The organism is Azohydromonas lata NBRC 102462 (assembly GCF_001571085.1).
GTDB classification, from domain to species: Bacteria; Pseudomonadota; Gammaproteobacteria; order Burkholderiales; family Burkholderiaceae_C; genus Azohydromonas; species Azohydromonas lata.
Genome location: NZ_BCTC01000095.1, coordinates 1 through 24,520 on the forward strand (window position 1 = coordinate 1; position 24,520 = coordinate 24,520).

23 protein-coding genes and 1 pseudogene are annotated in these 24,520 nt (G+C 71.3%); 15 read left to right on the forward strand and 9 right to left on the reverse strand.

All coding sequences use genetic code 11. The features are described from left to right. Together ALA01S_RS23960 and pstS are read right to left on the reverse strand one after the other, a co-directional pair. Positions 1 to 625 (reverse strand): ABC transporter permease (locus ALA01S_RS23960; protein ID WP_507762113.1); only part of this gene is annotated, 625 nt, incomplete at its 3' end. Positions 626 to 748: 123 nt separating this feature from the next. Further along, positions 749 to 1,804, reverse strand: coding sequence for a phosphate ABC transporter substrate-binding protein PstS (gene pstS, locus ALA01S_RS23965; RefSeq protein WP_066341803.1), 1,056 nt, complete (start codon positions 1,802 to 1,804; stop codon positions 749 to 751). Between the two features lie 277 nt (positions 1,805 to 2,081). On the opposite strand from pstS, the gene ALA01S_RS23970 reads away from it, so the two are divergent. From ALA01S_RS23970 to ALA01S_RS23985, 6 genes are all read left to right on the forward strand, one after another. Next, complete coding sequence (locus ALA01S_RS23970) at positions 2,082 to 3,578, forward strand: Ppx/GppA phosphatase family protein (protein ID WP_066341805.1); 1,497 nt, start codon at positions 2,082 to 2,084, stop codon at positions 3,576 to 3,578. A 4-nt stretch (positions 3,579 to 3,582) separates the two neighbouring features. Next, complete coding sequence (locus ALA01S_RS23975) at positions 3,583 to 4,689, forward strand: transporter (protein WP_084267877.1); 1,107 nt, start codon at positions 3,583 to 3,585, stop codon at positions 4,687 to 4,689. Positions 4,690 to 4,717: 28 nt separating this feature from the next. Next, on the forward strand, positions 4,718 to 4,843 hold the full coding sequence (locus ALA01S_RS35265) for a hypothetical protein (RefSeq protein ID WP_259375538.1): 126 nt from the start codon (positions 4,718 to 4,720) through the stop codon (positions 4,841 to 4,843). A 777-nt stretch (positions 4,844 to 5,620) separates the two neighbouring features. Further along, positions 5,621 to 5,821, forward strand: coding sequence for a hypothetical protein (locus tag ALA01S_RS33440; RefSeq protein ID WP_157119242.1), 201 nt, complete (start codon positions 5,621 to 5,623; stop codon positions 5,819 to 5,821). A 420-nt stretch (positions 5,822 to 6,241) separates the two neighbouring features. Beyond that, positions 6,242 to 7,018 carry a hypothetical protein gene (locus tag ALA01S_RS23980; RefSeq protein WP_157119243.1) on the forward strand — a complete coding sequence of 259 codons (777 nt, stop codon included), beginning with the start codon at positions 6,242 to 6,244 and terminating at the stop codon, positions 7,016 to 7,018. A gap of 91 nt (positions 7,019 to 7,109) precedes the next feature. Beyond that, on the forward strand, positions 7,110 to 7,844 hold the full coding sequence (locus tag ALA01S_RS23985) for a response regulator (RefSeq protein WP_169805993.1): 735 nt from the start codon (positions 7,110 to 7,112) through the stop codon (positions 7,842 to 7,844). Positions 7,845 to 7,883: 39 nt separating this feature from the next. Here the strand turns inward: ALA01S_RS23985 and ALA01S_RS23990 are convergent, their stop codons facing one another. Beyond that, a complete protein-coding gene (locus ALA01S_RS23990) occupies positions 7,884 to 9,389 on the reverse strand; it encodes a CYTH and CHAD domain-containing protein (RefSeq protein ID WP_066341813.1) in 1,506 nt (501 codons plus the stop codon). A gap of 68 nt (positions 9,390 to 9,457) precedes the next feature. Further along, positions 9,458 to 9,991, reverse strand: coding sequence for a hypothetical protein (locus ALA01S_RS34090; RefSeq protein ID WP_066341814.1), 534 nt, complete (start codon positions 9,989 to 9,991; stop codon positions 9,458 to 9,460). A 233-nt stretch (positions 9,992 to 10,224) separates the two neighbouring features. Between ALA01S_RS34090 and ALA01S_RS24000 the strand changes: the two genes are divergently transcribed. Then, the gene (locus ALA01S_RS24000) at positions 10,225 to 11,772 is read left to right on the forward strand and encodes a methyl-accepting chemotaxis protein (RefSeq protein ID WP_066341815.1); all 1,548 of its coding nucleotides are present in this window, start codon (positions 10,225 to 10,227) and stop codon (positions 11,770 to 11,772) included. Positions 11,773 to 11,871: 99 nt separating this feature from the next. Here the strand turns inward: ALA01S_RS24000 and ALA01S_RS24005 are convergent. Both ALA01S_RS24005 and ALA01S_RS24010 read right to left on the reverse strand, forming a co-directional pair. Beyond that, a pseudogene (locus tag ALA01S_RS24005) lies at positions 11,872 to 12,650 on the reverse strand (hypothetical protein). Positions 12,651 to 12,701: 51 nt separating this feature from the next. Then, positions 12,702 to 14,645 carry a PhoX family protein gene (locus ALA01S_RS24010; protein ID WP_066341817.1) on the reverse strand — a complete coding sequence of 648 codons (1,944 nt, stop codon included), beginning with the start codon at positions 14,643 to 14,645 and terminating at the stop codon, positions 12,702 to 12,704. A gap of 182 nt (positions 14,646 to 14,827) precedes the next feature. On the opposite strand from ALA01S_RS24010, the gene ALA01S_RS24015 reads away from it, so the two are divergent. Next, the gene (locus tag ALA01S_RS24015) at positions 14,828 to 15,742 is read left to right on the forward strand and encodes a UDP-2,3-diacylglucosamine diphosphatase (RefSeq protein ID WP_084267881.1); all 915 of its coding nucleotides are present in this window, start codon (positions 14,828 to 14,830) and stop codon (positions 15,740 to 15,742) included. Next, positions 15,739 to 16,800, forward strand: coding sequence for a glycosyltransferase family 4 protein (locus ALA01S_RS24020; protein ID WP_066341818.1), 1,062 nt, complete (start codon positions 15,739 to 15,741; stop codon positions 16,798 to 16,800). Before ALA01S_RS24015 ends, ALA01S_RS24020 begins: the two co-directional genes overlap by 4 nt. Before the next feature lie 25 nt (positions 16,801 to 16,825). On the opposite strand, the gene ALA01S_RS24025 is transcribed toward ALA01S_RS24020, so the two are convergent. Further along, positions 16,826 to 17,053: a hypothetical protein gene (locus tag ALA01S_RS24025; protein WP_084267883.1), complete on the reverse strand. Its 228-nt coding sequence runs from the start codon at positions 17,051 to 17,053 to the stop codon at positions 16,826 to 16,828. 194 nt (positions 17,054 to 17,247) lie between these two features. Between ALA01S_RS24025 and ALA01S_RS24030 the strand changes: the two genes are divergently transcribed. The 3 genes from ALA01S_RS24030 to ALA01S_RS24040 all read left to right on the forward strand — a co-directional run bounded on the left by ALA01S_RS24030 (position 17,248) and on the right by ALA01S_RS24040 (position 19,649). Next, on the forward strand, positions 17,248 to 17,487 hold the full coding sequence (locus ALA01S_RS24030; RefSeq protein ID WP_066341822.1) for a hypothetical protein: 240 nt from the start codon (positions 17,248 to 17,250) through the stop codon (positions 17,485 to 17,487). A 180-nt stretch (positions 17,488 to 17,667) separates the two neighbouring features. Beyond that, on the forward strand, positions 17,668 to 18,828 hold the full coding sequence (locus tag ALA01S_RS24035; RefSeq protein ID WP_157119244.1) for a glycerophosphodiester phosphodiesterase: 1,161 nt from the start codon (positions 17,668 to 17,670) through the stop codon (positions 18,826 to 18,828). Positions 18,829 to 18,992: 164 nt separating this feature from the next. After that, on the forward strand, positions 18,993 to 19,649 hold the full coding sequence (locus ALA01S_RS24040) for a pentapeptide repeat-containing protein (RefSeq protein ID WP_066341824.1): 657 nt from the start codon (positions 18,993 to 18,995) through the stop codon (positions 19,647 to 19,649). Positions 19,650 to 19,697: 48 nt separating this feature from the next. On the opposite strand, the gene ALA01S_RS24045 is transcribed toward ALA01S_RS24040, so the two are convergent. Then, a complete protein-coding gene (locus ALA01S_RS24045; protein ID WP_066341826.1) occupies positions 19,698 to 20,168 on the reverse strand; it encodes a GNAT family N-acetyltransferase in 471 nt (156 codons plus the stop codon). 158 nt (positions 20,169 to 20,326) lie between these two features. Here ALA01S_RS24045 and ALA01S_RS24050 point away from each other — a divergent pair, with 158 nt between their 5' ends. Further along, positions 20,327 to 22,108 (forward strand): IlvD/Edd family dehydratase, encoded by a 1,782-nt coding sequence (locus ALA01S_RS24050; RefSeq protein ID WP_066341828.1) that lies wholly within the window; start codon positions 20,327 to 20,329, stop codon positions 22,106 to 22,108. A gap of 188 nt (positions 22,109 to 22,296) precedes the next feature. Here the strand turns inward: ALA01S_RS24050 and ALA01S_RS24055 are convergent, their stop codons facing one another. Continuing rightward, a complete protein-coding gene (locus tag ALA01S_RS24055) occupies positions 22,297 to 23,019 on the reverse strand; it encodes an IclR family transcriptional regulator (protein ID WP_066341829.1) in 723 nt (240 codons plus the stop codon). A 151-nt stretch (positions 23,020 to 23,170) separates the two neighbouring features. Here ALA01S_RS24055 and ALA01S_RS24060 point away from each other — a divergent pair, with 151 nt between their 5' ends. Continuing rightward, positions 23,171 to 24,148: a hydroxymethylglutaryl-CoA lyase gene (locus ALA01S_RS24060; RefSeq protein ID WP_066341831.1), complete on the forward strand. Its 978-nt coding sequence runs from the start codon at positions 23,171 to 23,173 to the stop codon at positions 24,146 to 24,148. After that, positions 24,145 to 24,520 (forward strand): CoA transferase (locus tag ALA01S_RS24065; RefSeq protein ID WP_174548655.1); only part of this gene is annotated, 376 nt, incomplete at its 3' end. The genes ALA01S_RS24060 and ALA01S_RS24065, both read left to right, overlap by 4 nt.

Genomic DNA, 24,520 nt, shown 5'->3' on the forward strand with positions numbered 1-24,520 from the left:
CGGAGGCGATGAAGGGAATGATCATGATGGCCAGGATGATCCCGGCCGACAGCAGGCCCAGGCCGACGGGCGGGCCCTGGAACAGTTGTCCCAGCAACGGCACGTTGCCGAAGGCCGCCTGCAGCGGCTGCTGGACGAAGCGCGCCAGCAGCGGGCCGAACACCAGCAGGCCCCACATGCCGTAGACGATGGAGGGCACGGCCGCCAGCAGCTCCACCGCGGTGCCCAGCGGGCGCTTGAGCCAGCCCGGGGCCAGCTCGGTGAGGAAAACGGCGATGCCGAAGCTCACCGGCACGGCGATCAGCAGCGCGATGGCCGAGCTCGCCAGCGTGCCCCAGATCATCACCAGGCCGCCGAAGTGCTCCAGCACCGGGTCCCATTCGCTGGTCCACAGGAAGCCCAGGCCGTAGGCCTTGATGGCCGGCGCGGCGCCGATGACCAGCGACACGATGATGCCCACCAGCAGCGCCAGCACCAGCACGGCGGCGGCGTGGGCTGCGGCGGAGAAGAGGCGGTCCGGCCAGGGCGAGAAGCGGGGCTGCGATGGGGGCGAGGACAGGGGTGCGGTGCGTTGCCGGGAGGCGAGGTCGCGCAGGTGGCCCGTCGTCGGCATGGGAGTGCTCATGGGCCTCCTTGCGTCCTTGGGTCGCGGCTTGGCCATGGGTGGCGATCCGCGAGGTGTTGGGGGGTACTGCCGGGGCGGGCCGCCGCCGCGCGGCGGCGCGGGCGGCGGCCTGGCAACGGCGTGTCAGTTGGCGGCGGCCAGCGCCTTGCCGTCGGCGCTCTTGATGCCGCTCCACTGCTTGCGCACCAGCACCTTCACGGCCTGGGGCAGCGACACGTATTCCAGCTCGGTGGCCATGGCGTCGCCGTTGGCGTAGGCCCAGTCGAAGAACTTCAAGGCCGCGGCGGCGTTGACGGGCTTCTCGGGCGTCTTGTGCATGAGGATGTAGGTGGCGCCGGTCAGGGGCCAGGCGTCCTTGCCGGGTTGCTCGGTCAGCACCTGGTAGAAGGTCTTGGTCCAGTCGGCGCCAGCCGCGGCGGCCTTGAAGTTGAGGTCGTCGGGGGCGACGAAGTTGCCGGCCTGGTTCTTGAGCAGGGCATACGTCATCTTGTTCTGCTTGACGTAGGCGTACTCCACGTAGCCGATGGCGCCGGGCAGGCGCTGCACGAAGGCGGCCACGCCCTCGTTGCCCTTGCCGCCCGCGCCCGTGGGCCAGTTCACGGCGGTGCCCTCGCCCACCTTGGACTTCCACTCGGCGTTGACCTTGGAGAGGTAGTTGGTGAAGAGGAAGCTGGTGCCGGAGCCGTCGGCGCGGCGCACCACGGCGATGGCCTCGTCAGGCAGCGACACGCCCGGGTTGAGGGCCGTGATGGCCGCGTCGTTCCACTTGGTGATCTTGCCCAGGTAAATGTCGCCCAGCACCTGGCCGGTGAGCTTCAACTGGCCGGGCTGCAGGCCCTTGACGTTGACCACGGGCACCACGCCGCCGATGACGGTGGGGAACTGCACCAGGCCGTCGGCGGCCAGCTCCTCGTCCTTGAGCGGCATGTCGGTGGCGCCGAAGTCCACCGTCTTGGCCTTGATCTGCTTGATGCCCGCGCCGGAGCCCACCGACTGGTAGTTCACGCGCACGCTGGCGGCCTTGTTGTAGGCCTCGGCCCACTTGGCGTAGATGGGCGCGGGGAAGGTGGCGCCGGCACCGGTGACGTCCTGGGCCTGCGCGTGGCCGGTGGCGGCGACGAACAGGGCACCGCAGGCCAGCGGCAGGGAAAAGGTGAAGCGGGCGGCAAGGCGTTTCATCACGACTCCTGGGTGAAAAGCGAATGCCGGCAGACTAGTTGCGACATATGTCACTACCGTGACAAGCCGCGGGCGGCGCCTGCGCCGTCGTGCGGGGGCAGCATGGGCACCACGGCCGCAAGCCCTTTCGCATGAGGCTTTGGCGGGTGTCATGGAGATGTCACCCGCATGCCTTAGGCTGGGCTTCACTACAACCCACAACACCGCGTGCTTGGGCCGCCTGCATGGCATGCGGCCTGCCCCGCGCAGCAGACCCTTGCAGAACCCGACTCTTCCCATGAACCAAGCCACCTCGCTGCCGCTGGCAGCCATCGACATGGGCTCCAACAGCTTCCGGCTGGAGATCGGCCAGCTCAAGGGCGGGCGCTACCAGCGGCTGGACAGCCTCAAGGAAGTCGTGCGCCTGGGGGGCGGGCTGGACGCGCACGGCATGCTGCAGGAGGAGGCGGCCGAGCGCGGCCTGCAGACGCTGCGGCACTTTCGCGACCGGCTGGCGGGCTTCGAGCTGGGCGGGCTGCGCGCCGTGGCCACGCAGACGCTGCGCGAGGCGCGCAACCGCGACGCCTTCCTGCTGCGCGCCTGCGACGTGCTGGGCGCGCCGGTGGAGGTGATCTCCGGCCGCGAGGAGGCGCGCCTGATCTTCGTGGGCGTGGCGCAGTTGCAGCCCTCGGCGCTGCCGCGCCTGGTCATAGACATCGGCGGGCGCTCCACGGAGCTGGTGCTTGGGTGCGGGCGCACGCCGGGCGAGGCCGAGTCGTTCCAGGTCGGCAGCGTGTCGCTGTCGCAGCGCTACTTCGCCGAGGGCCTGCTCACCAAGGCCGCCTTCGAGGCCGCCCGCGTGGCGGCGCAGGCCGAGTTTGAGGAGGCCGAAACCAGCTTCGAGCCGCACATGTGGCAGGAGGCGCTGGGCTCCTCCGGCACGGCCGGCGCCGTGTCGCTGATGCTGGTGAACCACGGCATCACGGACGGGCGCATCACGCCCTCGGCGCTGAACTGGTGCATAGAGCGCTGCGTGGATGCCGGGCACATCGACCGGCTGCAGTTGCGCGGCCTGCGCGACGACCGCCGCCCGGTGATCGCGGGCGGGCTGTCCATCCTGGCCGCGCTGATGAGCGAGTTCGGCATCAAGGACATCGCCCCGGCCAAGGGCGCGCTGCGCCAGGGCGTGATCGTGGACCTGCACGAGCGCCAGCAAAGCGCCAGCGGCGAGGCGCCGGACCTGCGCGACGCCTCCGTGGCCGGGCTGCAGCGCCAGTTCCACTGCGACCTGGCGCAGGCGCGGCGCGTGCACGACGTGGCCATGGCGCTGCACCGCGACATCGCGGCCGACGCCTCGGCCGAGGAGCGCCGCGAGCTGGCCTGGGCCTGCGCGCTGCACGAGGTTGGACGCTGCGTCTCGCACCACGACTTCCACCGCCACAGCGCCTACCTCATCGGCCACGTGGACGCGGCCGGCTTCTCGCAGAGCCAGCAGCGGCGCATTGCGGAGCTGGTGCTGGCGCAGCGCGGCGGGCTCAAGAAGGTGGAGGCCTCGCTGGCGCGGCGCTCCTTCGCGCGCCAGGCGCTGTGCCTGCGGCTGGCGGCCATCCGCTGCCATGCGCGGCGCGACAGCGAGGCGCCGCGGCTGCGCATGGACCCCGTCAACGCCACGCGCCACAACCTGCGCTGGGAGCCCGGCGACCTGCCGGCCGACCCGCGCACGCTGCACCTGCTGCGCGAGGAGATCGCGCAGTGGGGGCAGCAGGGGCACTTCACGCTCACGCTCAAGGCCTGAGCGCATGGCCGGCGAAGGCCGCGGCAGCGGGCTGGCCGACGGCACGCCGGCGGCGGCCAGGCCCGCCGCCGGCCCCGAGGCGCTGTACCGGCAGACGCTGGCCGGCTACGGCGCCGACGCCAACGGGCTGGTGTGCGGCTTTCACTTCCTGCCCGGCCAAAGCGGCGCGCCGCTGGGCACCGACGAGGCCCTGCGCTGGCTGCAGCGCCCAACCGACGACGCGGACCCGGGCTTCGTCTGGCTGCACTTCAACCTCACCCACGCCAAGGCCCTGCCCTGGCTGCAGGCACACGCGCGGCTGCCCGAGGGCTTTTTCGAAGTCATCAACGCGCTGGGCTCGCGCTCCACGCGCATCGAGCGCGACGGCCACACGCTGCTGGCGGTGCTCAACGACGTCACGTTCGACTTCTCCTTCGACCCCAACGACGTGGCCACGCTGTGGGTGAGCCTGGGGCCGCGGCTGGTGGTGAGCGCGCGGCGCCAGCCGCTGCGCGCGGTGGACCGGCTGCGCGCGGCCGTCAACCGCGGCGAGCCCATCGCTTCGACGGTGGCGCTGCTGGAGCACCTGCTGGGCGACCAGGCCGACGAGCTGCAGCGCATCCACCGCGCCGCCGCGGACCGGGTGGACGACATCGAGGACGAGCTGCTGGCGCGCCGCGGCACGCACCACGCCGGCGAGCTCGCGCGGCTGCGGCGGCTGACGGTGCGGCTGCAGCGGCTGCTGGCGCCGGAGCCCACGGCGCTGCTGCGCGTGCTCGGCTCGCCGCCGCGCTGGATGGCGGCCGAGGAGCGCGAGCTGCTGCGCCACGCGGGCGAGGATTTTTCCGTGGTGCTGCGCGACGTGCTGGCGCTGCAGGAGCGCATCAAGCTGCTGCAGGACGAGGCCGCCGCCCACGTGGCCGAGCAGAACAACCGCAGCCTGTTCGCGCTGACCATGGTCACGGTGCTGGCGCTGCCCATCAACCTGGTGGCCGGACTGATGGGCATGAACGTGGGCGGCATCCCGCTGGCCGACCACGGCCACGGCTTCTGGATCGTGGTGGCGCTGATCGCCGTGGTCACGGCCGTGCTGGCGCTTTTGGCGCTGCGCTGGTGGCGGCGGGCGCCGTGAGGCGCCGGCGAATCCGGCGTGCGGGCCCGTGAATATCGACGAGAAGGCGTCCGGCATAGACCACGGTGGATGGCGGGCGGTGTGGGACGCCATGGGGGTTTCTTCAAAGGCCTTCAACAAAATCCTGGAGCAGCTTTCTGCTCACGGGAGGTGAAGAAAACCATCATTTCCGTAAAACCACCTAGGGTGGAGCCGGCATATGTTCCATGGATTGGAAACATGCCGACCCATTCACAGGTCTTGCACAAGAAAATCTTGCTGAAAGAACCATTTATTGATTTGACGCTTTCCAAATGTGGCGCCGGAAAAGAGACGGTTGGGTTGAAGACATGAATGTCGGGGCCATCATCTTCGGATGGCGTCTTCCATGGAGTTATGTGCTCGTTGACGCACCGGTGTCTGGGTGCCAAGTGGCGTACCCATAACGGCTGTCCGGGCTGAATGCGGGGCGCAGGGCATGGAAGCGGCCAAAGCCCAGCTGCGCTCCAAGCCGAGGCTGCGTGGGACATGCATCGTCCCGCCCTATTTTTTTATAGTATGGGTCGAGCGGATTGAATTTTGGAGCCGCCATCCGCCGATGGAATATGGGGGCACGATAAAGGAATTGCCGGCATGCGGTTCGCGGCCAGCTTCAATGAACGGTTCAGGTGTATGTCGGACCTTGGTGCTGAATGGCCTCTTGTTTTCAACGCCATCGTCGTGATTTTCGCTGAATACTGTCGTGTAGGCTGAAGGCCATTGGGCGCATCGCGGGCGTCGTTTCTCAAATGGCCGTGGAGCACACCGCGCTGTTTTTGCCCTTACGGCTTTCTGCGATGCCCTTTCGCACCGCGCCTGAGTGCAGCGCATCAGCCCGTCGGGCCCGCCGCAGGAACAGGGGCACAATCTTCATGGAAACGGGATGTAACTATTTGCGAGCCATTTGGCTTCCATGAAGCGTGCTTTGTGGGCGGCAAACGAGCGGTTCGTGGTGAATGCAGGGCGGCTCTTGTCGCTTCATGAGCGCAGGCGGCCGTGGATGGCCTTGCCGGTGTACGCCCTGCGCCACGCCGCCGGCACGGGCCGCGCACGCATCGCAGGGGCTTGGCCGCGGCGCGGACAAGTTTTAATTAATCAATATCAATTGAAATGATTCCGTCGTCGGATGGCGCCGGATATTTCGGCGCGTGTGTAACCAATTTGTTGACACTCGCGTAACACACCCCATGCGGACCCGCCCTAAGGTATTCATGTGCAATGCGGTTCGCCGACTGGGGAATCGCCCGCAAGAAGAATTCCAGCGAATAAGAACCGAGGGGTAGCCGGCGCGGCAGGGCAATTGAAGCCCGCCCGGATGGAAAAACGGGGAAAACAATGAAACGAGGGAATCCCTTCAACGAAGGGAAATTGTTAAATACCAGGCCCATAGGCCCGGGTGTCTCCCACACCGGGTCTGCAGGGCACACCGGATTCGGCGGCTTGCGCCGGCCTGGCGCGGACGCCGCATGCCGTGGCGTCTTTGCGCTCAAGCCGGGCCGTGTCGCCGGCGCCACGCGATTGCAGGTGGCCCGCGGTGGCGTTGCGGCTGCGCAGTGAGCTGTGGGTGCGCATCGGCCCGCAGCACTGTGCGCTGGCGCTGTGGCGCGCCGGCTGGCGCTCGCATCCGGCCGTGGCCTTGAGCATGGCCGGGGACTGGCCGGAAGCCGCGCTGCGCTCGGCGCTGCAGGCCGTGCGCCGCACCGGCCACGCGCTGCCGCGCTCGGCGGTGGTGGTGCTGGAGGACGAGTGCCTGAGCTACTACCTGCTGCCGGCGCAGCACCGCTGGCGCGACGCGGTGGACCGGGCCCGCGCCCTGTTTGCCGTCAACACGGGCGACGAGGCGCTGCAGGTGACGCTGGGCCTGGCCCCGGGCGGGCAGCGCTGGCTGGCGGCGGCCGTCTCCGGCGAGCTGGTGCACGGGCTCGGTGCGGCGCTGGGCTCGCAGGGCGTGGCGATACGTTCGATGCGCGCCGCGTTGGCCGAGGACCTGCAGTACCGCAGCGCCGACCTGCCCCGCGGCGACGCCCTGGTGGCGCTGCTGCGCCAGCGCGGCCTGCAGCTCATGGCGCTGCGCCACGGCGCGCTGGAGGCGCTGTGCTGGGAGTCCTGCCAGGTGGACGTGCCCTACACCGTGCGCGAGCGGCTGATGGGCTTTGCCGTCCGCCAGGGACTGGAAAACGCCGAAACCTGCGTGCTGCCGGCCGATGCCTGGCAGCACGCGCGACTCACCGGGCTGGCCGATGCCGAAGGCTGGCGCCTGCTCCCACCCTTGCCGCTGCCCGCTTTCCGCGAAGCAGGCCCGGCCACGTGAACCCAATGAGTGCCGTCATGCAGCTCGACAACACCAACCAATGCACCGGACGGTTCGCCGCCGGCCGCTCCATTCTTGCGGGGAGACCTCAATGAGCATCCGAGTTTTGCTGGCCGACGGCCACCGCCTCATGCGTGTCGGCCTGCGCTCCACGCTGGCGGTGGACGCGGAGATCAACGTCATCGGCGAGGCCGGCGACGCCCACGAGGCGGTGCACCGCGCCGAGGAGCTGCAGCCCGACGTGGTGCTGCTGGACATGCACCTGCCCGGCGGCAATGGGTTGGGTGTGGCGCGGCTGGTGAGCCAGTCCGGCGCCGTGCGCGTGCTGCTGATGAACGAGCGCGACGACGCCGTGTCCGTGCGCGAGGTGCTGTCCGCCGGCTGCGCGGGCCTGCTGCGCAAGGACCTGACCGAGCAGGAGCTGCTGGACGCCGTGCGCTGCGTGTTCGCCGGGCGCATCTACCTGGACGCCGAGATGGCGCGCCAGCTCACGCAGCCCGCGCCCGCGGCGCCGCAGCCCTGCCCGCTGGACCGGCTCTCGCCGCGCGAGCGCGACGTTTTCCTGCTCATCGCCGCGGGCCACACCAACCGCAGCGCCGGCCAGGAGCTGGGCCTGAGCCCCAAGACGGTGGAAAAGCATCGCGCCGCCGTGATGACCAAGCTGCGGCTGCAAAGCGCGCTGGAGCTGCGCCTGATGGCGCTGGACCTGGGCCTGGCCGGCCGCGCCTCGCTGCCCAAGGGCGGCGAAGCGGGTGCCGTGCACAAGCCCAACGGGCGCATGCCGGGCGGCGAGCAGCCCGGGCCCACGCCGGGACCGCAGCGCTGATGCCGGCTCGGCGGCCCCGCCAGGGGCCGTTGGTGCTGGTTAGTGGCCGCGCTTCTTCCAGAACCGCGGCGCCTCGGCCACCTTGCGCAGCGCGCGGCGGCAGTCGCGGGCGCTGGAGGCCTGCTGCGCGTTGAGCCAGCCCACGGCAAACCACGCCTGCGGCTGCGTGGCCGTCGCGCGGCCGAAAGCCTCCAGGCCCACGGCGTCGTCGTTGTGCTCGCCCAACGCGTCCTGCGCCGGGCGCAGCGCCTCCACGTAGCGCTCCACGGCCTGCGGGCCGTACAGCGGCGCCAGGAACTCGCTCAGGTAGCGCAGCCGCTTCAGGCGCTTGCGCACGCGGTGCTGCTGCTCCACGGGCAGCTCGGTGAAGCGTTCGCCGTCCCGCACCACCTGCTTGTGCAGTTTCACGAGCCGCCGGCGCAGCGCCTTGCGGCAGCCGCCGTCGTGCTTGCACGGCGCCTCGGCCGGCGCCTCGGCCAGCGTGAACGCCAGCAGGTCCAGCAGCACCGCCTGGAACGCCGGGTCGCGCACGGCCGCGGCGGGCGGGTGCACTTCGCCCTCGGCCTTGGGCCACTGCAGCCCGGCCGGCGCGCCCGCCTGCGCCAGGCGCGCGAGCACGGCGCGGGCCACGGCCTCCTGGTCGCGCACCTCGCCCAAGCGTGAGAAGGTGGTGGCGAGCACCTGCGCGCCGGCCTCGTCCAGCGCGGGGGCGAAGTCGCCCAGCTCGCGCAGCGCCGTGCGCAGCCGGCGCAACCCCACGCGGGCCTGGTGCACGTGCTCGGCTTCCACGCTGCCCGCGGCGATCGCGCCCGCGTTGGGCAGGATCTGCTCCAGGCAACTGGCCACGATGGCGCGCAGCAGCGCCTGCGGCGACTGCGACCACGCCAGCGCCGGCACGCCGGCCTTGATCGCGGGACCGACATCGCGCCCCTCGGCCAGCAGCGCCCCGCGCCGCGCCAGGGCGGCCGTGGACAGCCACAGCCCGTGCGCCGCCACCCAGGGCCGCGCCAGCTCGAACAGCGCCGTCACCGGCCCGTCCTTGAGCTCCAGCTCCAGCTCGCACACCGGCACGCTGCGGCCCTTGGCGTGCAGGCTGCCCAGGTCGAAGGCCACCTCGACCTGCGCGCCGTGCCGGTTCATCACCCGCGCGCGGCGCTCCACGCGGCTATGGAACTGCTCCACCACCAGGGTGGAGAGGTCGTCCAGCGCCCCGCCCAGTGCCTTGGCCAGCGCCCGCCCGGCGGGGCTCCCGCCATGCCGCCGGATATCGGGCCTGGGCACCTCCCGCCCCTCCTGGGCGGACACCTCCACCTCGTCCTCCAGGCGCTGCAGCAGGTGGCCGCCGTCGCCCTTGAGCGTCTGCACCCACTGGCCGTTCTCGCGGCGCAGCCGCCACGAAAAGCCGTGCGCGGCGAGCTGGCGGCCGGCCGTGTCGAAGTAGTGGGCCTCCAGCCGCGTGAGGTGCCATTGCGCCACGTCCAGCGCCGCTTCCAGCGCGGCGCGGTGTTCCGAGGGAACTTGCAGCTTGATCTCGACTTCGTGCACGAATGAGCCTCCTTCACGGCGCGCCGGCCGATGGTTCGTTTGCGGTTGGCCTGCGGTTCGGCCGCGGCTCAGCCGTCGCCGGCCAGCAGCCGCTGCGGCAGCTCGGTGAGCTGCCAGGCGCCGCCCTGGCGCTCGAACACCCACACCAGGTCGAAGCGCGCCGCGTCCCAGCGGCGCGCGGGCCCGCCGCACAGCGCCTGCGCGACGTCACCCATGGTCTGGTGGCGCCAGCACACCAGCACCGGGCCGCGGCAGGCCAGCACGGCGGCAAGCATCGGCGCCAAGGCGTCCTCGGAGCCGAAGCGCGTGTCCACCTCCAGGCCCAGCCGCCGAGCCAGCGGCTGCACCGTGCACAGCGGGCGCCGGCTCTTGCCGGCGTCGGTGGCGGCGAACACGGCCATGGGCGGGGCCAGCGGCCGGTAGGCCGCGCCATGTCCCGCGCAGGCCGTGAACAGGCCCGCCAGCGCCCCGGCGCGCTGCCAGCCGCGCACGGACAGCGCCTCGGCATCCGGGTGGCCGGACTCGTCGACGCCCAGGATGCCGGCGCCCTTGTCAGGCTCCTCGGCATGCCGGATCAGCATCACGCGGCGGGTGGCAGGCATGGTGTGGACGTCAGGGCAAACACCGCACCCGGCCACGAACGGGCGCGGCTTGCGCTGCGCCGGCACACCTTGCACCCCAAGCCGTGACAGCTTGATGAAGGCGCCGCTTACACGGCGTCCCCACTCGGCTTTCATAGGGAAACACCTTGTTGCATGGCCGAATCGCGGCCTTGATGCAGGCGTAACCACCTGCTCTGCATCGCCTCCCCCCGTTTGACTCGATGGAACACAACATGATTTTCGGACCCCGAGCCACCCTGAGAGCCAAGCTGGCCGCCGGTGCGGTCGCATCCATTTTGACGCTGCTCGTCGTCCTGGCTGCCGCCACGCTGGCGCTGCGCGACGTGAACGCCGAGTTCGGCGCCTTTGCCGACAACGAGTTCGCCGCCCAAGCCGGCGTGGCCACGCTGCGGCTGCACTTGGGCGAGGTGATGCGCCTGGACAAGGAGGCGCTCATCAACATCGACGATGCGCAGGCCGCCAAGGCGCTGCAGTCGCGCTGGCACCAGGCGCTGGGCGCCGCCAAGGACAGCCTGCAATCCCTGCGCGAGCGCGGCAACGGCGCCGCGGCCGACGAGTTGGGCGCCCTGCTCTCCGGCTACGAGAAGAGCGCCGGCGCGGTGATACAGGACAGCATCAACGGCCGCATCGTCACCGCCACCGAGGGTTTCCAGCTGCTCTCCGGCGCGCGTGCGCAGGCCGATCGCCTGGCCGCGCTGGTGGGCCGGCTCTCGGACGACGTGGCCGCGCGCGGCCAGGAGCGGCGCGCGCATGCGCAGTCGCGCAGTGACTTCTGGCGCCAGGCCATGTTGGGCGTGGCGGCGCTGTCGATCGCGGTGTTCGCCTGGCTGGCTTGGGCCGGCGTGCGCGCCGTGACCGTGCCGCTGACGCATGCCGTGGCGGTGGCGCAACGCATTGCCAAGGGCGACCTGGCCGGCGACATCGCCACGGGCGGGGTGCAGGAGTTCTCGCAACTGCTGCGCGCCATGGCGGCCATGCAGGCGCGGCTGCGCGAGATGCTGCACGACATGCAGCAGTCCAGCCAGGCGGTGGCCGCGGCCAGCGTGCAGATCGCCGCGGGCAACGGCGACCTCTCCTCCCGCACCGAGCGCACCGCGGCGGACCTGCTGCAGACGGCCGCGGCCATGAGCGAGCTCGCGCGCTGCGTGGGCCACACCGAGCACACGGCCAACGCCGTGACGCAACTGGCCCACTCGGCCACCGGCGCCGCGCAGGACGGCAGCGAGGCCGTGGCCAGCGTGTGCGGCGCCATGGACCAGCTCGAACGCAGCGCCTCGCGCATCACCGAGATCACCGGCGTGATCGAGCGCATCGCGCTGCAGACGCGGCTGCTGGCGCTCAACGCCGCGGTGGAGGCCGCGCGCGCGGGCGTGCAGGGCCGCGGCTTCAGCGTCGTGGCGCAGGAAGTGGGCGTGCTGGCCGAGCGTGCCGCGTCGGCCTCGGCCGAGATCGCGTCGCTGGCGCGCGAGTCGGTGCACGTGGTGGATCAGGGCACGCAGGCCGCGAGCGACGCGCAGGCGCGCATGGAGCGCATCAACGCCTCGGTGGCGCGCATGGCGCACTCCATGGAAGAGCTGCTGCAGGCCGCCGCCAACCAGACCAGCCGCATCCGCGAGCTCAGCGGCGCCGTCTCCGAGGTGGAGGCCGCCACGCAGCAGAACGCGGCACTGGTGCAGCAGTCCGCTGCGACGTCGGAGCTGCTGCACCGCCAGGCCAGCCGGCTGCAGGGCTTGACCGCCAATTTCAAGCTGGCGGTGTGAGGCGCCGAGGGCGGGCCGGCACGGCGCCGGCTTGGCCCCCCTGAACCCGGTGTTAGACCGTCTAACGCCTGCCGTTCGAGCGGCCTGGCCGCCGCCCGGCTACGCCGCCGCGGGCTGGTCGCGCCGGCGCAGCGCCAGCCAGGCCAGGCCCGCGCCCATGGCGAGCACCGCGGGCACCGAGCCGAGGTTCAGCCAGCTCCAGCCCTGCGCGGCGCTGACCAGGGCGCCGGAGCTGAAGGCGGTGACGGCCATGACGGCGAACATGATGAAGCGCCCTGCGCCCTGTCCTTCTCCACCGCCGTGTAGGCCGACAGCGACAGCGTGGTGGCGCCGGTGAAGAGGAAGGCCAGCAGCGCCAGCGCCAGGCAGGCGGCCGCCAGCGCCAGGTAGGCGCCCACGAAGGGCAGCGCCGCCAGGTCGCGCGTGCGCGAGGCCAGGTTGGGGCCCACCACGGCGCCCAGCAGCCCGCCGGCCATCACCAGCGACACCGCCTTCTCGCGCGCGGCGGGCACGGCGAACTCCGCGGCCGTGAAGCGGTAGAGCTGGCCGTTGGCCGAGTAGTAGCCGGCCACCAGGGTGGCGAAGCACATCAGCCCGAAGTTGCGCGTGCTGGCCGCCCAGGCGCACAACAGCGTGGAGCCCAGCGCCACCAGCAGGCCAAATTGAGAACTGGCCTTGCGGCCGAAGCGGGCCTGCGTCCAGGCCACGGGGCCGGTGCACAGCGCGCCGCCCACCACGTAGGCCATCACCGGCAGCGTGGCCATCCAGGCGTGAGGCGCCATGGACAGGCCGACCAGGCCGTTGATGGCGATGAAGGTGACGTTGTTGGTGAGGAACAGGCCCTGCAAGGCGACCAGCGCCCAAAGGTTGCGACTCATGGAGGGGGACAAAAGGGGAGTGACTTCCTGGACCTGGACGGCGCCGCCGCTTCAGCCGGGCGCGTGCGCTGCCGGCGCCGCCGTGAGGTAGCCCACCGCGGCGCCGTTGCGGTCGCGGTAGCGGGCGCGGATCAGCGGGTCCAGCACCGGCCTCACCTTGTCGTGCAGCGGCGATTCCCAGTCGCCCGGGTGCTGGAAATTGCTCATGACGTAGGTGAACCCGTTGACGGCGTCCACCGCGTGCAGCCCCGTGGACTCGGCCCCGGCCGGGCAGGACAGCAGGCGCGAGAGCCGGCCCGTGTCCACCTCGTAGGCCCACAGGAAGCTGTTGACGTGGGTGCTGCTGTCCTCGCCGATGAAAAGGGTGCGCAGCGCCTCGTTGAACTTCAGGTTGTCCGGCATGGACAGCTTGTCCGGGTGGGCGAAGTTGCCCAGAGCGTCCTGCCGCCGCAGCTTGCCGCCGCCGAAGTCCTCGGCCACCAGCGCGGGCACGGCGGCCATGTCCACGGGCACCCAGTCGCTGGCGATGGGCGCGCCACGGTGGTCCCGCTGGCCGCCGCGCAGGTTTTGCGCGTAGACGGCGCCGGAGTACGGGCCCTCCACCTTCACGCCGCCGGAGCCGTCGAGCATGGAGGCTTCTATGCGCGACATGGCCACGTAGGCCACCTTGTCGCGCGCGTTGACGGTGGTGCCTTCCCACTTCGTGAAGCCCAGCGAGCCGCCCGCCAGCGCGGCAAAGCGGTGCGTCTCCAGGAAGGCCGCGGCCTTTTCCATGCCCGGTTTCACGCGCACCCAGTGGAAGCCGCCGGCAAAGGGGATCTTGGTGAAGCTGGCATCGGCGGGGTCGGCCTTGCTCACGTCCATGATGTCGGCGGCGCGTATGCCGCCGTCCACCAGCGCGCGTATCTCGGCGCTGCTGGCGTGGCCCAGGCGTATCCAGCTCAGGGTGGCGGCGCCGGGGCCGCTGGCGGAGGTCTGGTGCCACCGGCCCACGTACAGCGTGCCGGCGCAGAGGTCGCGCGGCCGGTCGGCAATGAACATGAAGGCCCCGGCGTTGGTGGCATCGTCGCCCATGAGCACGGTGCGCTCGTCCGGCATGACCTGCACCAGCTCGTGCGAGATGCGCCCAAGGCAGTAGTGCTTGGCGATGCGGCCCGTGCCGTCGGGCAGCACCGTCACTTCCGGCAGGTGGCCGTAGTGGTAGGGGTTGGCGCGGGCCGGGTCGCCATACAGGTGCCGGCTGAACGCGGCCAGGCTTTCGTCGCCGAACGCGGCGTCGGGCTCGTACTCCTCGCTGGCCAGGTGCGTGTTCCAGGGCGAGAGGCTGGCGCCGCAGGTGGTCCACAGGCCGTGCACGGCGCTGGTGTCCACGTTGGCGTACTTCACGAGGCGCAGGCGGCCGGTGGCGGGGTCCTGGTCCAGCGTGAGCACGGCGATGGGCGAAGGCAGCTGGCCGTACATGGAGGCGCCCGCGGCGTCGCGCGTGGTGTATTCGAACTGCACCACGGCAAAGAGGGTGTGGCCGCGCACGCCGGGCACGTTCGCCCGGGGCAGTTGCAGCAGCGACATGCCGTCCGGCGCGTCGGAGAAGAACTGGCGGCGGCCGGGGTTGCTGGGGTCTGTGATGGGGCGGTTGTGGATGTCGAAACAGCCGCCGGCCACGACCTGGCCGCCCGCGCCGTCCGGCACCAGCGCGCCGGTGATGAAGAAGGTGTCGTACTGCAGCGCATGGCGGCGCTGCGAGCCGTCGGCCAGCGTGGCGACCAGGGCCGAGGCGACGCGGGTGGTGGCCATGGCGGCCGGGTCGGCCAGCGTGGGCGCGGCCATGCCTTCGAAGCGCACGCTGCGCACGGGCCCGCGGCCCTGGGGGGCGGCAGGGGCCGCGTCCGGCCCTGGTCGGCCTGAGGCGCAGCCCGCGGCGGCCAGCGGCAGCAGCGGCACGCCGCCCAGGAGCTGGAGCATGCGGCGGCGGGAGGGCGTCGGGGAGTTGTGCATGGGGGTAGGGCTGGGCCTGGTGCCGCCAACTTGGAAGCGCTGCGGCGCGGCAGTGTGCCTTGCCGGGGCGCCCAAGGCCGCCCGCGCGGGCCGCGGCCGCTGGGGGGCCGAGCGCGCGGCGTCATGGATGCGTCACCGATCCGACACCGCTTCGTCACGGCGTGCGCCCAGCATGGCCTGCCATGCACCGCGACCCTCCTCCCCTGCCCAACTTCCCCGACCTGTCCGGGCGCCACCCCGCGCCCGGCCCGCGCGGCGACGGCCGCTGGCTCGTCCGCACGGTCTGGATCTCGGACCTGCACCTGGGCACGCCGGGCTGCCAGGCCGAGGCGCTGCTGGACTTCCTCAAGCGTGTCGATTGCGAAACCCTCTACCTCGTGGGCGACGTCATCGACGGCTGGCAACTGCGCCGCTCCTGGTACTGGCCGCAGGCGCACAACGACGTGGTGCAGAAGCTGCTGCGCAAGGTGCGCAAGGGCACGCGGGTGGTGTTCGTCCCCGGCAACCACGACGAGTTCGCGCGCCGCTACGTGCAGCACGAGTTCGGCGGCATCGAGGTGGTGGACGAGGCCGTGCACCGCACCGCCGACGGCCGGCGGCTGTGGGTGACGCACGGCGACCTCTTCGACGGCGTGGTGCAGTGCGCCAGGTGGCTGGCCTACCTGGGCGACAACCTCTACGAGCTCACGCTGCGCCTGAACCGCCACTTCAACCGCCTGCGCGCGCGGCTGGGCTTGCCGTACTGGAGCCTGTCCAAGTACTTGAAGCTCAAGGTCAAGCGCGCGGTGAGCTACGTCAGCGACTTCGAGCGCGCCGTGGCCCATGAGGCGCGCAAGCGCGGCGTGGACGGCGTGGTGTGCGGCCACATCCACCACGCCGAGATTCGCAACATCGACGGGCTGCTCTACTGCAACGACGGCGACTGGGTGGAGAGCATGACGGCGCTGGTGGAGCACTTCGACGGGCAACTGGCCATCGTCGAATGGGGCCGGCCGGACACGACGCTGTCCGTGCCCTTGTCCGGCGACGAGGCCCCGGCGCCCCTGCGCTGGCCGCCCACGCTGCCCAACCCGGTGCAGGTCCGGGTGCAGCCATGAGGATCGCGCTGGTCACCGACGCCTGGCAGCCCCAGGTCAACGGCGTGGTCACGGCGCTGGTGGAGCTGGTGGAGGGCGTGCGCGCCCGCGGCCACGAGGTGCACGTCATCGAGCCCGGCGCCTACCGGCGCTTTCCCTGCCCCGGCTACCGCGAGATCGAGATCGCCTGGCGCCCCGGGCGCGGCGTGGCCCGCCAGCTCGACGCCTTGCAGCCAGACGCCGTGCACATCGCCACCGAAGGCCCCATGGGCGCAGCCGCGCGGCGGCACTGCCTGCGGCGCGGCTGGGCCTTCACGACCGCCTTCCACACGCGATTCCCGGAAATCCTGGCCAAGGGGCTGCGCATTCCCGTGCGCTGGAGCTACGCGTGGTTCCGGCGCTTTCACGCGCCGGCCAGCGCCGTGATGGTGCCCAGCGACGGCATGCTCAATCTGCTGCGCGGCCACGGCTTCACCAACGCGCGGGCGTGGTCGCACGGCGTGGACCTGCGGCTGTTCCAGCCCGCGGCCGCCCTCAGGCCCGGCGAGCCGCCTGAGCCGTGGCGGCGCCCGGTGTTCCTCTACGTCGGCCGCCTCTCCTACGAGAAGAACCTGGAGGCCTTCCTGTCGCTGGACCTGCCGTGCGACAAGGTGGTGTACGGCACGGGGCCGCTGCGCGACGCGCTGATGAAGGCCTTTCCCGGCGTGCACTGGCGCGGCATCGTGCCGCGCCATGAGCTGCCGGCCATCTACGGCAGCGCGGACGTGTTCGTGTTTCCCGGCCGCAGCGAGACCTTCGGCCTGGTCATGCTCGAAGCCATGGCTTGCGGCACGCCCGTGGCGGCCTACCCGGTGCCCGGACCGCTGGACGTGGTGGGCGACTCCGGCGGCGGCGTGCTGCACGAAGATTTACACACCGCTGCGTTGCAGGCCCTGGCGCTGCCGCGCCAGGGTGCGCGTGAGCGCGCGCTGTGCTTTGACTGGTCCGCGGTGTGCGACCAGTTCCTGCGGATGCTGGTGTCGGTGCGCAGTGGAGCGGCCGCCGGCATGGCGCCACGCTGCCCGCCCGCCGGCGCCTGAGCGCCCTGCGCCGCGGCGAAGCGCTTCAGTGCCGCAGCAGCGCGAAGTGCTGCTCGGTCCAGCCGCCGCTCCAGCGGCGGTAGTGGCCCTCGTCGTCCAGGGCGTCCAGCGGCACGGTCTCGGCCGTGCCTTCAATCAGTTGTCCGCCGTAGCGGCTGAGGATTTCCTCGCGCGTCGCCTTGAACGGCATGTAGTTGCGCCCGTCCACGTCGAAAACGTCGAAGCTGTAAACCGTGACCTGATGGGGTTCCACGTCCACTCCTCTGTCGGTGTTGAGGTGCGCGCATTCTATGGAAAACCCCTGCGGAAATCCCCGTATTCATGGGGTGGGTAAAGCCTGGGGCCTTGGGGAAATGCGCCTCCTGTGGCAAGGCCCGGTCATCGTGCCGTCACGCACCGGGCAGACAAGGGCGGCCTTGACGTTGCTTGAGCAAAGGCAGGTTTCACATGGCTGCATGTCACATCCCGGGATACCGCTCGCCGCAGTACGAGCAGGGCTTCGACGAGCTGTGGGCGCTGGCCTGCCACGGCCTGGTCACGGTGGAGCAGGTGCGCCAGGAAATGATGCGGCTGCATTGGCGGCATGTCGTGGCCTTGCCGCGGCACGACGGCGCGCAGGGGCTGGGCGACGCCCGCGCCGCGGCGCCGGAGTCCAGCAGTCCCGTGCTGGTCGCGAGGGACGGCTGACGGAGCCGGAAGTGCCGTGACGGCGTGATGACGGCCGGCTCCCGCACTTGAACCGCCCCGCGCGGCGTCCACCCCGGGCAGGCGCGGGAGCGGCGGCGCCACGTCACGGCGCTGACATGCGCGCTGCGCACAGTGCGCCCGCGTCCAAAGCTTGGGCGTGCAAGCACCTGGAGTCCTTCGATGATGATTCTTCGCCGCCGGCTGCTGGCCGGCCTGAGCGCTGCGCTGGTGATGGTTGCCCCCGCAGCGATGGCGGCTCCACCCGGGCAGGACAAGCCCGGCGCCGCGGAGCCCGTGGTCATCGCCCACCGCGGCGCCAGCGGCTACCTGCCGGAGCACACGCTGGCGGCCTACTGGATGGCCATTGAAATGGGCGCGGACTACATAGAGCCGGACCTGGTGAGCACCCAGGACGGCGTGCTGGTGGCGCGGCACGAGAACGCCATCGCCATCCTCAACGCCGACGGCAGCGTGCGCGAAGCCACCACCGACGTGGCCGACCGCCCCGAATTCGCCTCGCGCCGCGCCACCAAGACCATAGACGGCGTCACCCTCACCGGCTGGTTCACCGAGGACTTCACCCTCGCCGAGCTGAAGACCCTGCGCGCCCGCGAACGGCTGCCTGAGCTGCGCGTGGCCAACGCGCGCTTCGACGGCATGTTCCAGGTGCCCACGCTCACCGAGATCCTGCGCCTGGTGAAGGACGCCAACGACCGCCGCCGCGAGCGCGCCGGCGGCAAGCCCTGGCGGGCCGTGGGCCTCTATCCCGAGACCAAGCACCCGAGCTACTTCCAGGGCCTGGGCCTGTCGCTGGAGGAGCCGCTGGTGCGCACGCTGCACGCCTGGGGCTACCAAAGCCGCAAGGACCCGGTCTTCATCCAGTCCTTCGAAGTCGCCAACCTGCGCAAGCTCGCGGGCATGACCAGGCTGCCGCTGGTGCAACTGCTCAACGGCAGCGGCCAGCCCTGGGACTTCACGGTGTCCGGTGACGCCCGCACCTATGCCGACCTGGCCAAGCCCGCGGGCCTGGCGGACATCGCCGGCTATGCGCAGGGCGTGGGTGCCAACACCAGCCTGATGATCCCGCTGGTGGCCGGCCGCTTGGGCACGCCCACCACGCTGGTGCGCGACGCGCATGCCGCGGGGCTGCTGGTGCACGGCTGGACCTTCCGCGCCGAAAACCAGTTCCTGCCGGACGACTTCGACCAGGGCAGCGACCCCGCCGCGCTGGGCGACCTGGCGGGCCAGGTGCGCGCCTTCCTCAACCTGGGCATGGACGGCTTCTTCACCGACCACGCCTTCCTGGGCGTGCAGGCGCGCAACGGCTGGCAGCGGCGCTGAGGCGCCGCCTGGCCGCCACCGCGGGCGGCTGCGCACAGCCGTGGTGCCTACCCTTGCTTACAGCTTGGGCCGGCCCGCCGCCAGGGAGGCGCGGCGCGGCCGGTGCGCCTGGCGGCATGGCGATTGCAACCCGGCGGGCACCTGCAAATTGTGCGAGAAACACGATGCCTCAATCCTCATGGCGAGCCGCCGGCCTGCTGGCGGCGCTGGCGTCCTGGGCGCTGGCCACCGGTCCCGCGATGGCCGGCAGCGACAGCGTCAACGGCTGCAGCCTCACCACGGCCACGCTGTGCCCCGACGCCAGCCTGGCGCACGCCGACCTGCGCGGCGCCGAGCTCAACCACTCCAACTTCCTCAAGGCCGACCTCACCGGCGCCGACCTCACGGGTGCCAAGCTGCGCGAGGCCAACCTCAACCAGGCCCGCCTGCCCGGCGCCCGGCTGGAGCGCGCCAGCCTGGGCAAGACGGCTTTCCGCGCCGCGCAGATGCAGCGCACGTCGCTGCAGGCCGCCGAGCTGACCGAGGCCAACCTGCAAAACGCCAAGCTGGCCGAGGCCAACCTGTCGCAGGCCCGTGCCGGCGGCGCCAGCTTCAACGGCGCCAGCCTCCAGGGGGCGGACCTGCGCCAGGCCGACCTGCGCGGCGCCGACTTCAACGCCGCCGAGCTGCGCGGCGCGGCGCTCCAAGGTGCGGACCTGCGCGGCGCCAACTTCCAGGGCGCCAACCTCGCCGGTGCCGACTTGAGCGGCGCGACCATGGACGGCACCACGCAGTGGCGCGGCGCCATGGTGGACGGCTGCAAGGGCTGCCCGCTGCACTGACGCTCACGGAGGCTGGGCCGCGCGCGTGGGTGCCGGCGCGGCTTCAGCTCATTCGACGGGCGGCTGCACGTCCACCACGAAGCTGTAGCCGTGGCGCTTGAAACCCAGGCGCTCGTAGAAGGCGTGCGCGTCGGCGCGCTTGGCGTTGGAGCTGAGCGCGAGCTTGTAGCAGCCGGCCTGGCCGGCGATGCGCAGGGCGTGCGCCATCAAGGCCCGGCCCAGGCCGCGGCCCTGCGCGTTGGGGTGCACGGCCACGTCCTCCACCAGCGCGCCGGGCGTGCCGCCGTGGGCCAGCAGCGGCAGGACGAACAGCGTGAGCGTGCCCAGCAGCGCGCCGCCATCGGCCGCCGCGGCCACCAGCACGCGGGCGCCGGGCAGCGACTGCAGCCGGGCGAAATGGGCGCGCAGGGTGTGCGGGTCGCTGGTGCCCGGCGCGTCCACGCCGGAGGTTTCATACAGCAGGGCGATGCCGGCGAGGTCCCGGGCGTCGGCGTCGCGGATGAGCCAGTCGGTGTCCATGGGCTGGTGCGGTTCCAGGGGATGGAATCGTCACCGTAGCACCCAGGGATTCACCCCGGTCCCCAAGGCGCGCAAGCACATGAGCGGGCGGCAGAATTGCCGCGCCTCGTGGGCGGCTTGGCACCGCAGCACCCCCTTTGCGCAGAAAGACAACTCCCATGGACAAGAAACCCGCCCGCCCCTTCCGCTCGCGCGAGTGGTTCGCCGACCCGCAGCGCTCGGACATGACGGCGCTGTACCTGGAGCGCTTCATGAACTACGGCCTCACGCCGGCCGAGTTGCGCTCGGGCAAACCCATCATCGGCATCGCGCAGACGGGCAGCGACCTCTCGCCCTGCAACCGCATCCACCTGGAGCTGGCGCGCCGCGTGCGCGAGGGCATCCGCGACGCCGGGGGCATTCCCATGGAATTCCCGGTGCACCCCATCTTCGAGAACTGCCGCCGCCCAACCGCCGCGCTGGACCGCAACCTGGCCTACCTGGGGCTGGTCGAGATCCTCTACGGCTACCCGATAGACGCCGTGGTGCTCACCACGGGCTGCGACAAGACCACCCCCTCCGGCATCATGGCCGCCAGCACGGTGGACATCCCGGCCATCGTGCTCTCCGGCGGCCCCATGCTCGACGGCTGGCACGAGGGCGAGCTGGTGGGCTCGGGCACCGTCATCTGGCGCAGCCGCCGCAAGCTGGCCGCGGGCGAGATCGACGAGGAGGAGTTCCTGCAGCGCGCCTGCGACAGCGCCCCGTCCGCCGGACACTGCAACACCATGGGCACGGCCTCCACCATGAACGCCGTGGCCGAGGCGCTGGGCCTGTCGCTGCCCGGCTGCGCCGCCATTCCCGCGCCCTACCGCCAGCGCGGCCAGATGGCCTACGACACGGGCCGGCGCATCGTGGAGATGGCCTACGAGGATCTGCGGCCGTCCAAGATCCTCACGCGCGAGAGCTTTCTCAACGCCTTGTCGGTGGTGAGCTGCTGCGGCGGCTCCAGCAACGCGCAGGTGCACATCATGGCCATGGCCGCCCATGCCGAAGTGGAGCTGGAGCCCACGGACTGGACCCAGCACGCCTACGAGCTGCCGCTGCTGGTGAACATGCAGCCCGCGGGCAAGTACCTGGGCGAGCGCTTCTTCCGCGCCGGCGGCGTGCCCGCCGTGATGTGGGAGCTGCAGCAGGCCGGCAAGCTGCACGGCCAGTGCCTGAGCGTCACCGGCCAGCCCATCGGCGAGAACCTGCAGGGCCGCGAGGCCACGGACCGCGAGGTGATCCGCCCCTTCAACGATCCGCTGATGGAGCGCGCGGGCTTCCTGGTGCTCAGCGGCAACCTGTTCGACTTCGGCATCATGAAGACCTCGGTGATCTCCGAGCGCTTCCGCAACCGCTACCTGAAAAATCCAGGCCAGGAAGGCGTTTTCGAGGCACGCGCCATCGTCTTCGACGGCGCGGACGACTACCACCACCGCATCAACGACCCGGCGCTCAATATCGACGAGGGCTGCATCCTCGTGATGCGCGGCGCCGGCCCGCTGGGCTGGCCGGGCTCGGCCGAGGTGGTGAACATGCAGCCGCCCGATGCCCTCATCCGCCGCGGCATAGAAACCCTGCCCACCTTGGGCGACGGCCGCCAGTCGGGCACGGCCGACAGCCCCTCCATCCTCAACTGCTCGCCGGAGAGCGCCGCGGGCGGCGGCCTGTCCTGGCTGCAGACGGGCGACGTGATCCGCATCGACCTCAACGCCGGCACCTGCGACGCGCTGGTGGCGACGGAGGAAATCGAGCGCCGCAAGCGCGATCTGCCCGCGCCGCCCGTGCCCGCGAGCCACTCGCCGTGGGAAGAGCTGTACCGCGAAAAGACCAACCAGCTCGCCGACGGCGCCACGCTGGAGTTCGCGCTGAAATACCGGCGCATCGCCGCCAAGACGCCGCGGCACAACCACTGAAGGCGGCGCTGGCGTGGGCGTGGTCGCGTGGGGCAGACGCTGCCCCGCGTTTTCACGCGCTGGCCACGGCGGCGCCTTGCAGCGGTGCCCGCGCGGCGGCTTGACGCTCTCACGCCGGCGTCTTCGCAGGGCGGCCCGTCGCCCTGCGCTCCGACTTCACGGCGGCGTGTCGCCGCCTGATCGCCGCCTCAGGCTGACGCCGGCCCGCCCAAGCGCTGCGTCAGCCGCTTGGCCGCGTCGCGCACGGCGTCCGTGAACTCCGGCTTCATGCGTTGCTCAGGCAACGTCAGCGTCAGTGCGCCGGCCAGCTCGCCCGCGGCATTCCACACCGGCGCGGAGATGCCGGTGAGCCCCGGCACGCGGTCGCTGGACAGCACCACGAAGCCGCGCTGGCGTATCTCCTCGTACATGCGCCCCTGGGCGCCCCCGAACGCCATCAGCACCCGTCCACCGGCGCCCCGGTCCAGCGGCAGCAGGTCGCCGGCGCGGATGTGGTCGCGCAGCAGGTGCGGCGAATCCACCCGGTACAGGCACAGCCGCTGGTCGCCCTGGCGGACGTGGAAAGCGGCGCTCTCCTGCGTCGCGGCCACGAGCTCGCGCATCGCCGGCATCACCTGCGCCTCCAGCGAGAAGGAGGCGGCGTAGACGGCATTGAGCCGCGCCACCTCCGGTCCCAGCGCGTAGCGGCCGTCGGCCATGCGCTGCAGCAGCCGCGCGTGCTCCAGCGACGCCAGCAGCCGCAATGCGGTGCTCTTGTAGAGCTGGGTGCGCTCGGACAACTCCGCCAGCGACAAGGCGTCTTCGCCGCTGCGAAAGGCGCACAACAGGCTCAGGGCACGGTCCACCGCCGCAGCGCCGCCTGGGGCGGCGTGCTGGTCGGCCACGGAAGCAACAGCGGCTTTACGGGGCATCTCTTCGTTCTCGATTGCGTTCAGCGGGCGGTCCCGCCCGGGCTGGCGACTTTATCCCGCCGCATCCAGCGGGATTTGACGGTCCCTGGGTCCCGACTTAGGATTCTTCTGACAGAACAAAGTTCTAACCTACAGAATTTTGAAGGCGAGCATGTCCCTACCCTCGGTCCTGATCAGCGAAGTGGGCCCGCGCGATGGCCTGCAAAGCGTTGGGCGCACCATGCCCACGGTGGCCAAGTGCGCCTGGATAGACCGCCTCTTCGATGCCGGCCTGCGCGAGATCGAGGTCGGCTCGTTCGTCCCGGCCAGGCTGCTGCCGCAGATGGCGGACGTGGCCGACGTGGTGCGCCATGCGCTGGCCAAGCCCGGCCTGACCGTGATGGCGCTCGTGCCCAACCTGCACGGCGCCGAGGCCGCGCTGGCCGCGGGCGTGCACAAGATCTCCATGCCGCTGTCGGCCAGCGAAGCGCATTCGCTGGCCAACGTGCGCAAGACGCGCGAGCAGGCGCTGCAGGATCTGTGCGCCATCACCGCGCTGCGCCGGGAGCGCTATCCCGGCGCGCGCGTCGAGGTCGGCATGTCCACCGCCTTCGGCTGCACCCTCCAGGGCGCCGTGCCGGAAGACGAGGTGGTGTGGGTGGCCGAACGCGCCGTCGAGGCGGGCGTGGACGAGGTGGGCCTGTCCGACACCACCGGCATGGCCCACCCCGCGCAGGTGCGGCGCCTCTTCAACCGCGTGCGCGCCGCCATAGGCGAGCGCACCGGCGCGGCCCACATGCACAACACCCGCGGGCTGGGCCTGGCCAACTGCCTGGCCGCGTTTGATGTGGGCGTGCGCACCTTCGACGCCTCGCAAGGCGGCCTGGGCGGCTGCCCCTATGCGCCCGGCGCGTCGGGCAACGTGGTGACCGAAGACCTGGTGTTCATGTTCGAGGCCATGGGCGTGCACACGGGCGTGGACCTGGAGCGCCTGATGGCCGCGCGCGACGCGCTGGCCGCCGGCCTGCCCGGCGAGCCGCTCTACGGCATGACCCCCGAAGCCGGCCTGACCAAGGGCTTCACGTATGCCGACGGCCGCTGCCCCGCAAGCGAACGTCTGCTGGACCGCATTGAAAAGGACTGCGCATGAGCGAGCCCACCACTTCCGCCGCCACCCCCGCCGTCGCCCCGCACACCCAGGCGCTGCCGCTCGAAGGCGTGCGCGTCGTTGAGTTCACACACATGGTGATGGGCCCCACCTGCGGCATGATCCTGGCCGACCTCGGCGCCGAGGTCATCAAGGTCGAGCCGCTGGCCGGCGACAGCACGCGGCGCCTGCTGGGGTCGGGCGCAGGCTTCTTCTCCACCTTCAACCGCAACAAGAAGAGCCTGGCGGTGGACGTGAAGGACCCGCGCGGCCTGGAGATCGTGCTGCGCCTGGTGGCCGGCGCCGACGTCTTCAGCGAGAACTTCAAGGCCGGCACCATGGACCGGCTTGGGCTGGGCTACGAGACGCTTTCCA

What these genes read in the sequence shown, in the direction of transcription:
- pstS (WP_066341803.1), bottom strand. Translation starts at nt 1,804, where the DNA reads ATGAAACGCCTTGCCGCCCGCTTCACCTTTTCCCTGCCGCTGGCCTGC.
- ALA01S_RS23970 (WP_066341805.1), top strand. Translation starts at nt 2,082, where the DNA reads ATGAACCAAGCCACCTCGCTGCCGCTGGCAGCCATCGACATGGGCTCC.
- ALA01S_RS23975 (WP_084267877.1), top strand. Translation starts at nt 3,583, where the DNA reads ATGGCCGGCGAAGGCCGCGGCAGCGGGCTGGCCGACGGCACGCCGGCG.
- ALA01S_RS33440 (WP_157119242.1), top strand. Translation starts at nt 5,621, where the DNA reads ATGAAGCGTGCTTTGTGGGCGGCAAACGAGCGGTTCGTGGTGAATGCA.
- ALA01S_RS23985 (WP_169805993.1), top strand. Translation starts at nt 7,110, where the DNA reads ATGAGCATCCGAGTTTTGCTGGCCGACGGCCACCGCCTCATGCGTGTC.
- ALA01S_RS34090 (WP_066341814.1), bottom strand. Translation starts at nt 9,991, where the DNA reads ATGCCTGCCACCCGCCGCGTGATGCTGATCCGGCATGCCGAGGAGCCT.
- ALA01S_RS24000 (WP_066341815.1), top strand. Translation starts at nt 10,225, where the DNA reads ATGATTTTCGGACCCCGAGCCACCCTGAGAGCCAAGCTGGCCGCCGGT.
- ALA01S_RS24010 (WP_066341817.1), bottom strand. Translation starts at nt 14,645, where the DNA reads ATGCACAACTCCCCGACGCCCTCCCGCCGCCGCATGCTCCAGCTCCTG.
- ALA01S_RS24015 (WP_084267881.1), top strand. Translation starts at nt 14,828, where the DNA reads ATGCACCGCGACCCTCCTCCCCTGCCCAACTTCCCCGACCTGTCCGGG.
- ALA01S_RS24020 (WP_066341818.1), top strand. Translation starts at nt 15,739, where the DNA reads ATGAGGATCGCGCTGGTCACCGACGCCTGGCAGCCCCAGGTCAACGGC.
- ALA01S_RS24030 (WP_066341822.1), top strand. Translation starts at nt 17,248, where the DNA reads ATGGCTGCATGTCACATCCCGGGATACCGCTCGCCGCAGTACGAGCAG.
- ALA01S_RS24035 (WP_157119244.1), top strand. Translation starts at nt 17,668, where the DNA reads ATGATGATTCTTCGCCGCCGGCTGCTGGCCGGCCTGAGCGCTGCGCTG.
- ALA01S_RS24040 (WP_066341824.1), top strand. Translation starts at nt 18,993, where the DNA reads ATGCCTCAATCCTCATGGCGAGCCGCCGGCCTGCTGGCGGCGCTGGCG.
- ALA01S_RS24045 (WP_066341826.1), bottom strand. Translation starts at nt 20,168, where the DNA reads ATGGACACCGACTGGCTCATCCGCGACGCCGACGCCCGGGACCTCGCC.
- ALA01S_RS24050 (WP_066341828.1), top strand. Translation starts at nt 20,327, where the DNA reads ATGGACAAGAAACCCGCCCGCCCCTTCCGCTCGCGCGAGTGGTTCGCC.
- ALA01S_RS24055 (WP_066341829.1), bottom strand. Translation starts at nt 23,019, where the DNA reads ATGCCCCGTAAAGCCGCTGTTGCTTCCGTGGCCGACCAGCACGCCGCC.
- ALA01S_RS24060 (WP_066341831.1), top strand. Translation starts at nt 23,171, where the DNA reads ATGTCCCTACCCTCGGTCCTGATCAGCGAAGTGGGCCCGCGCGATGGC.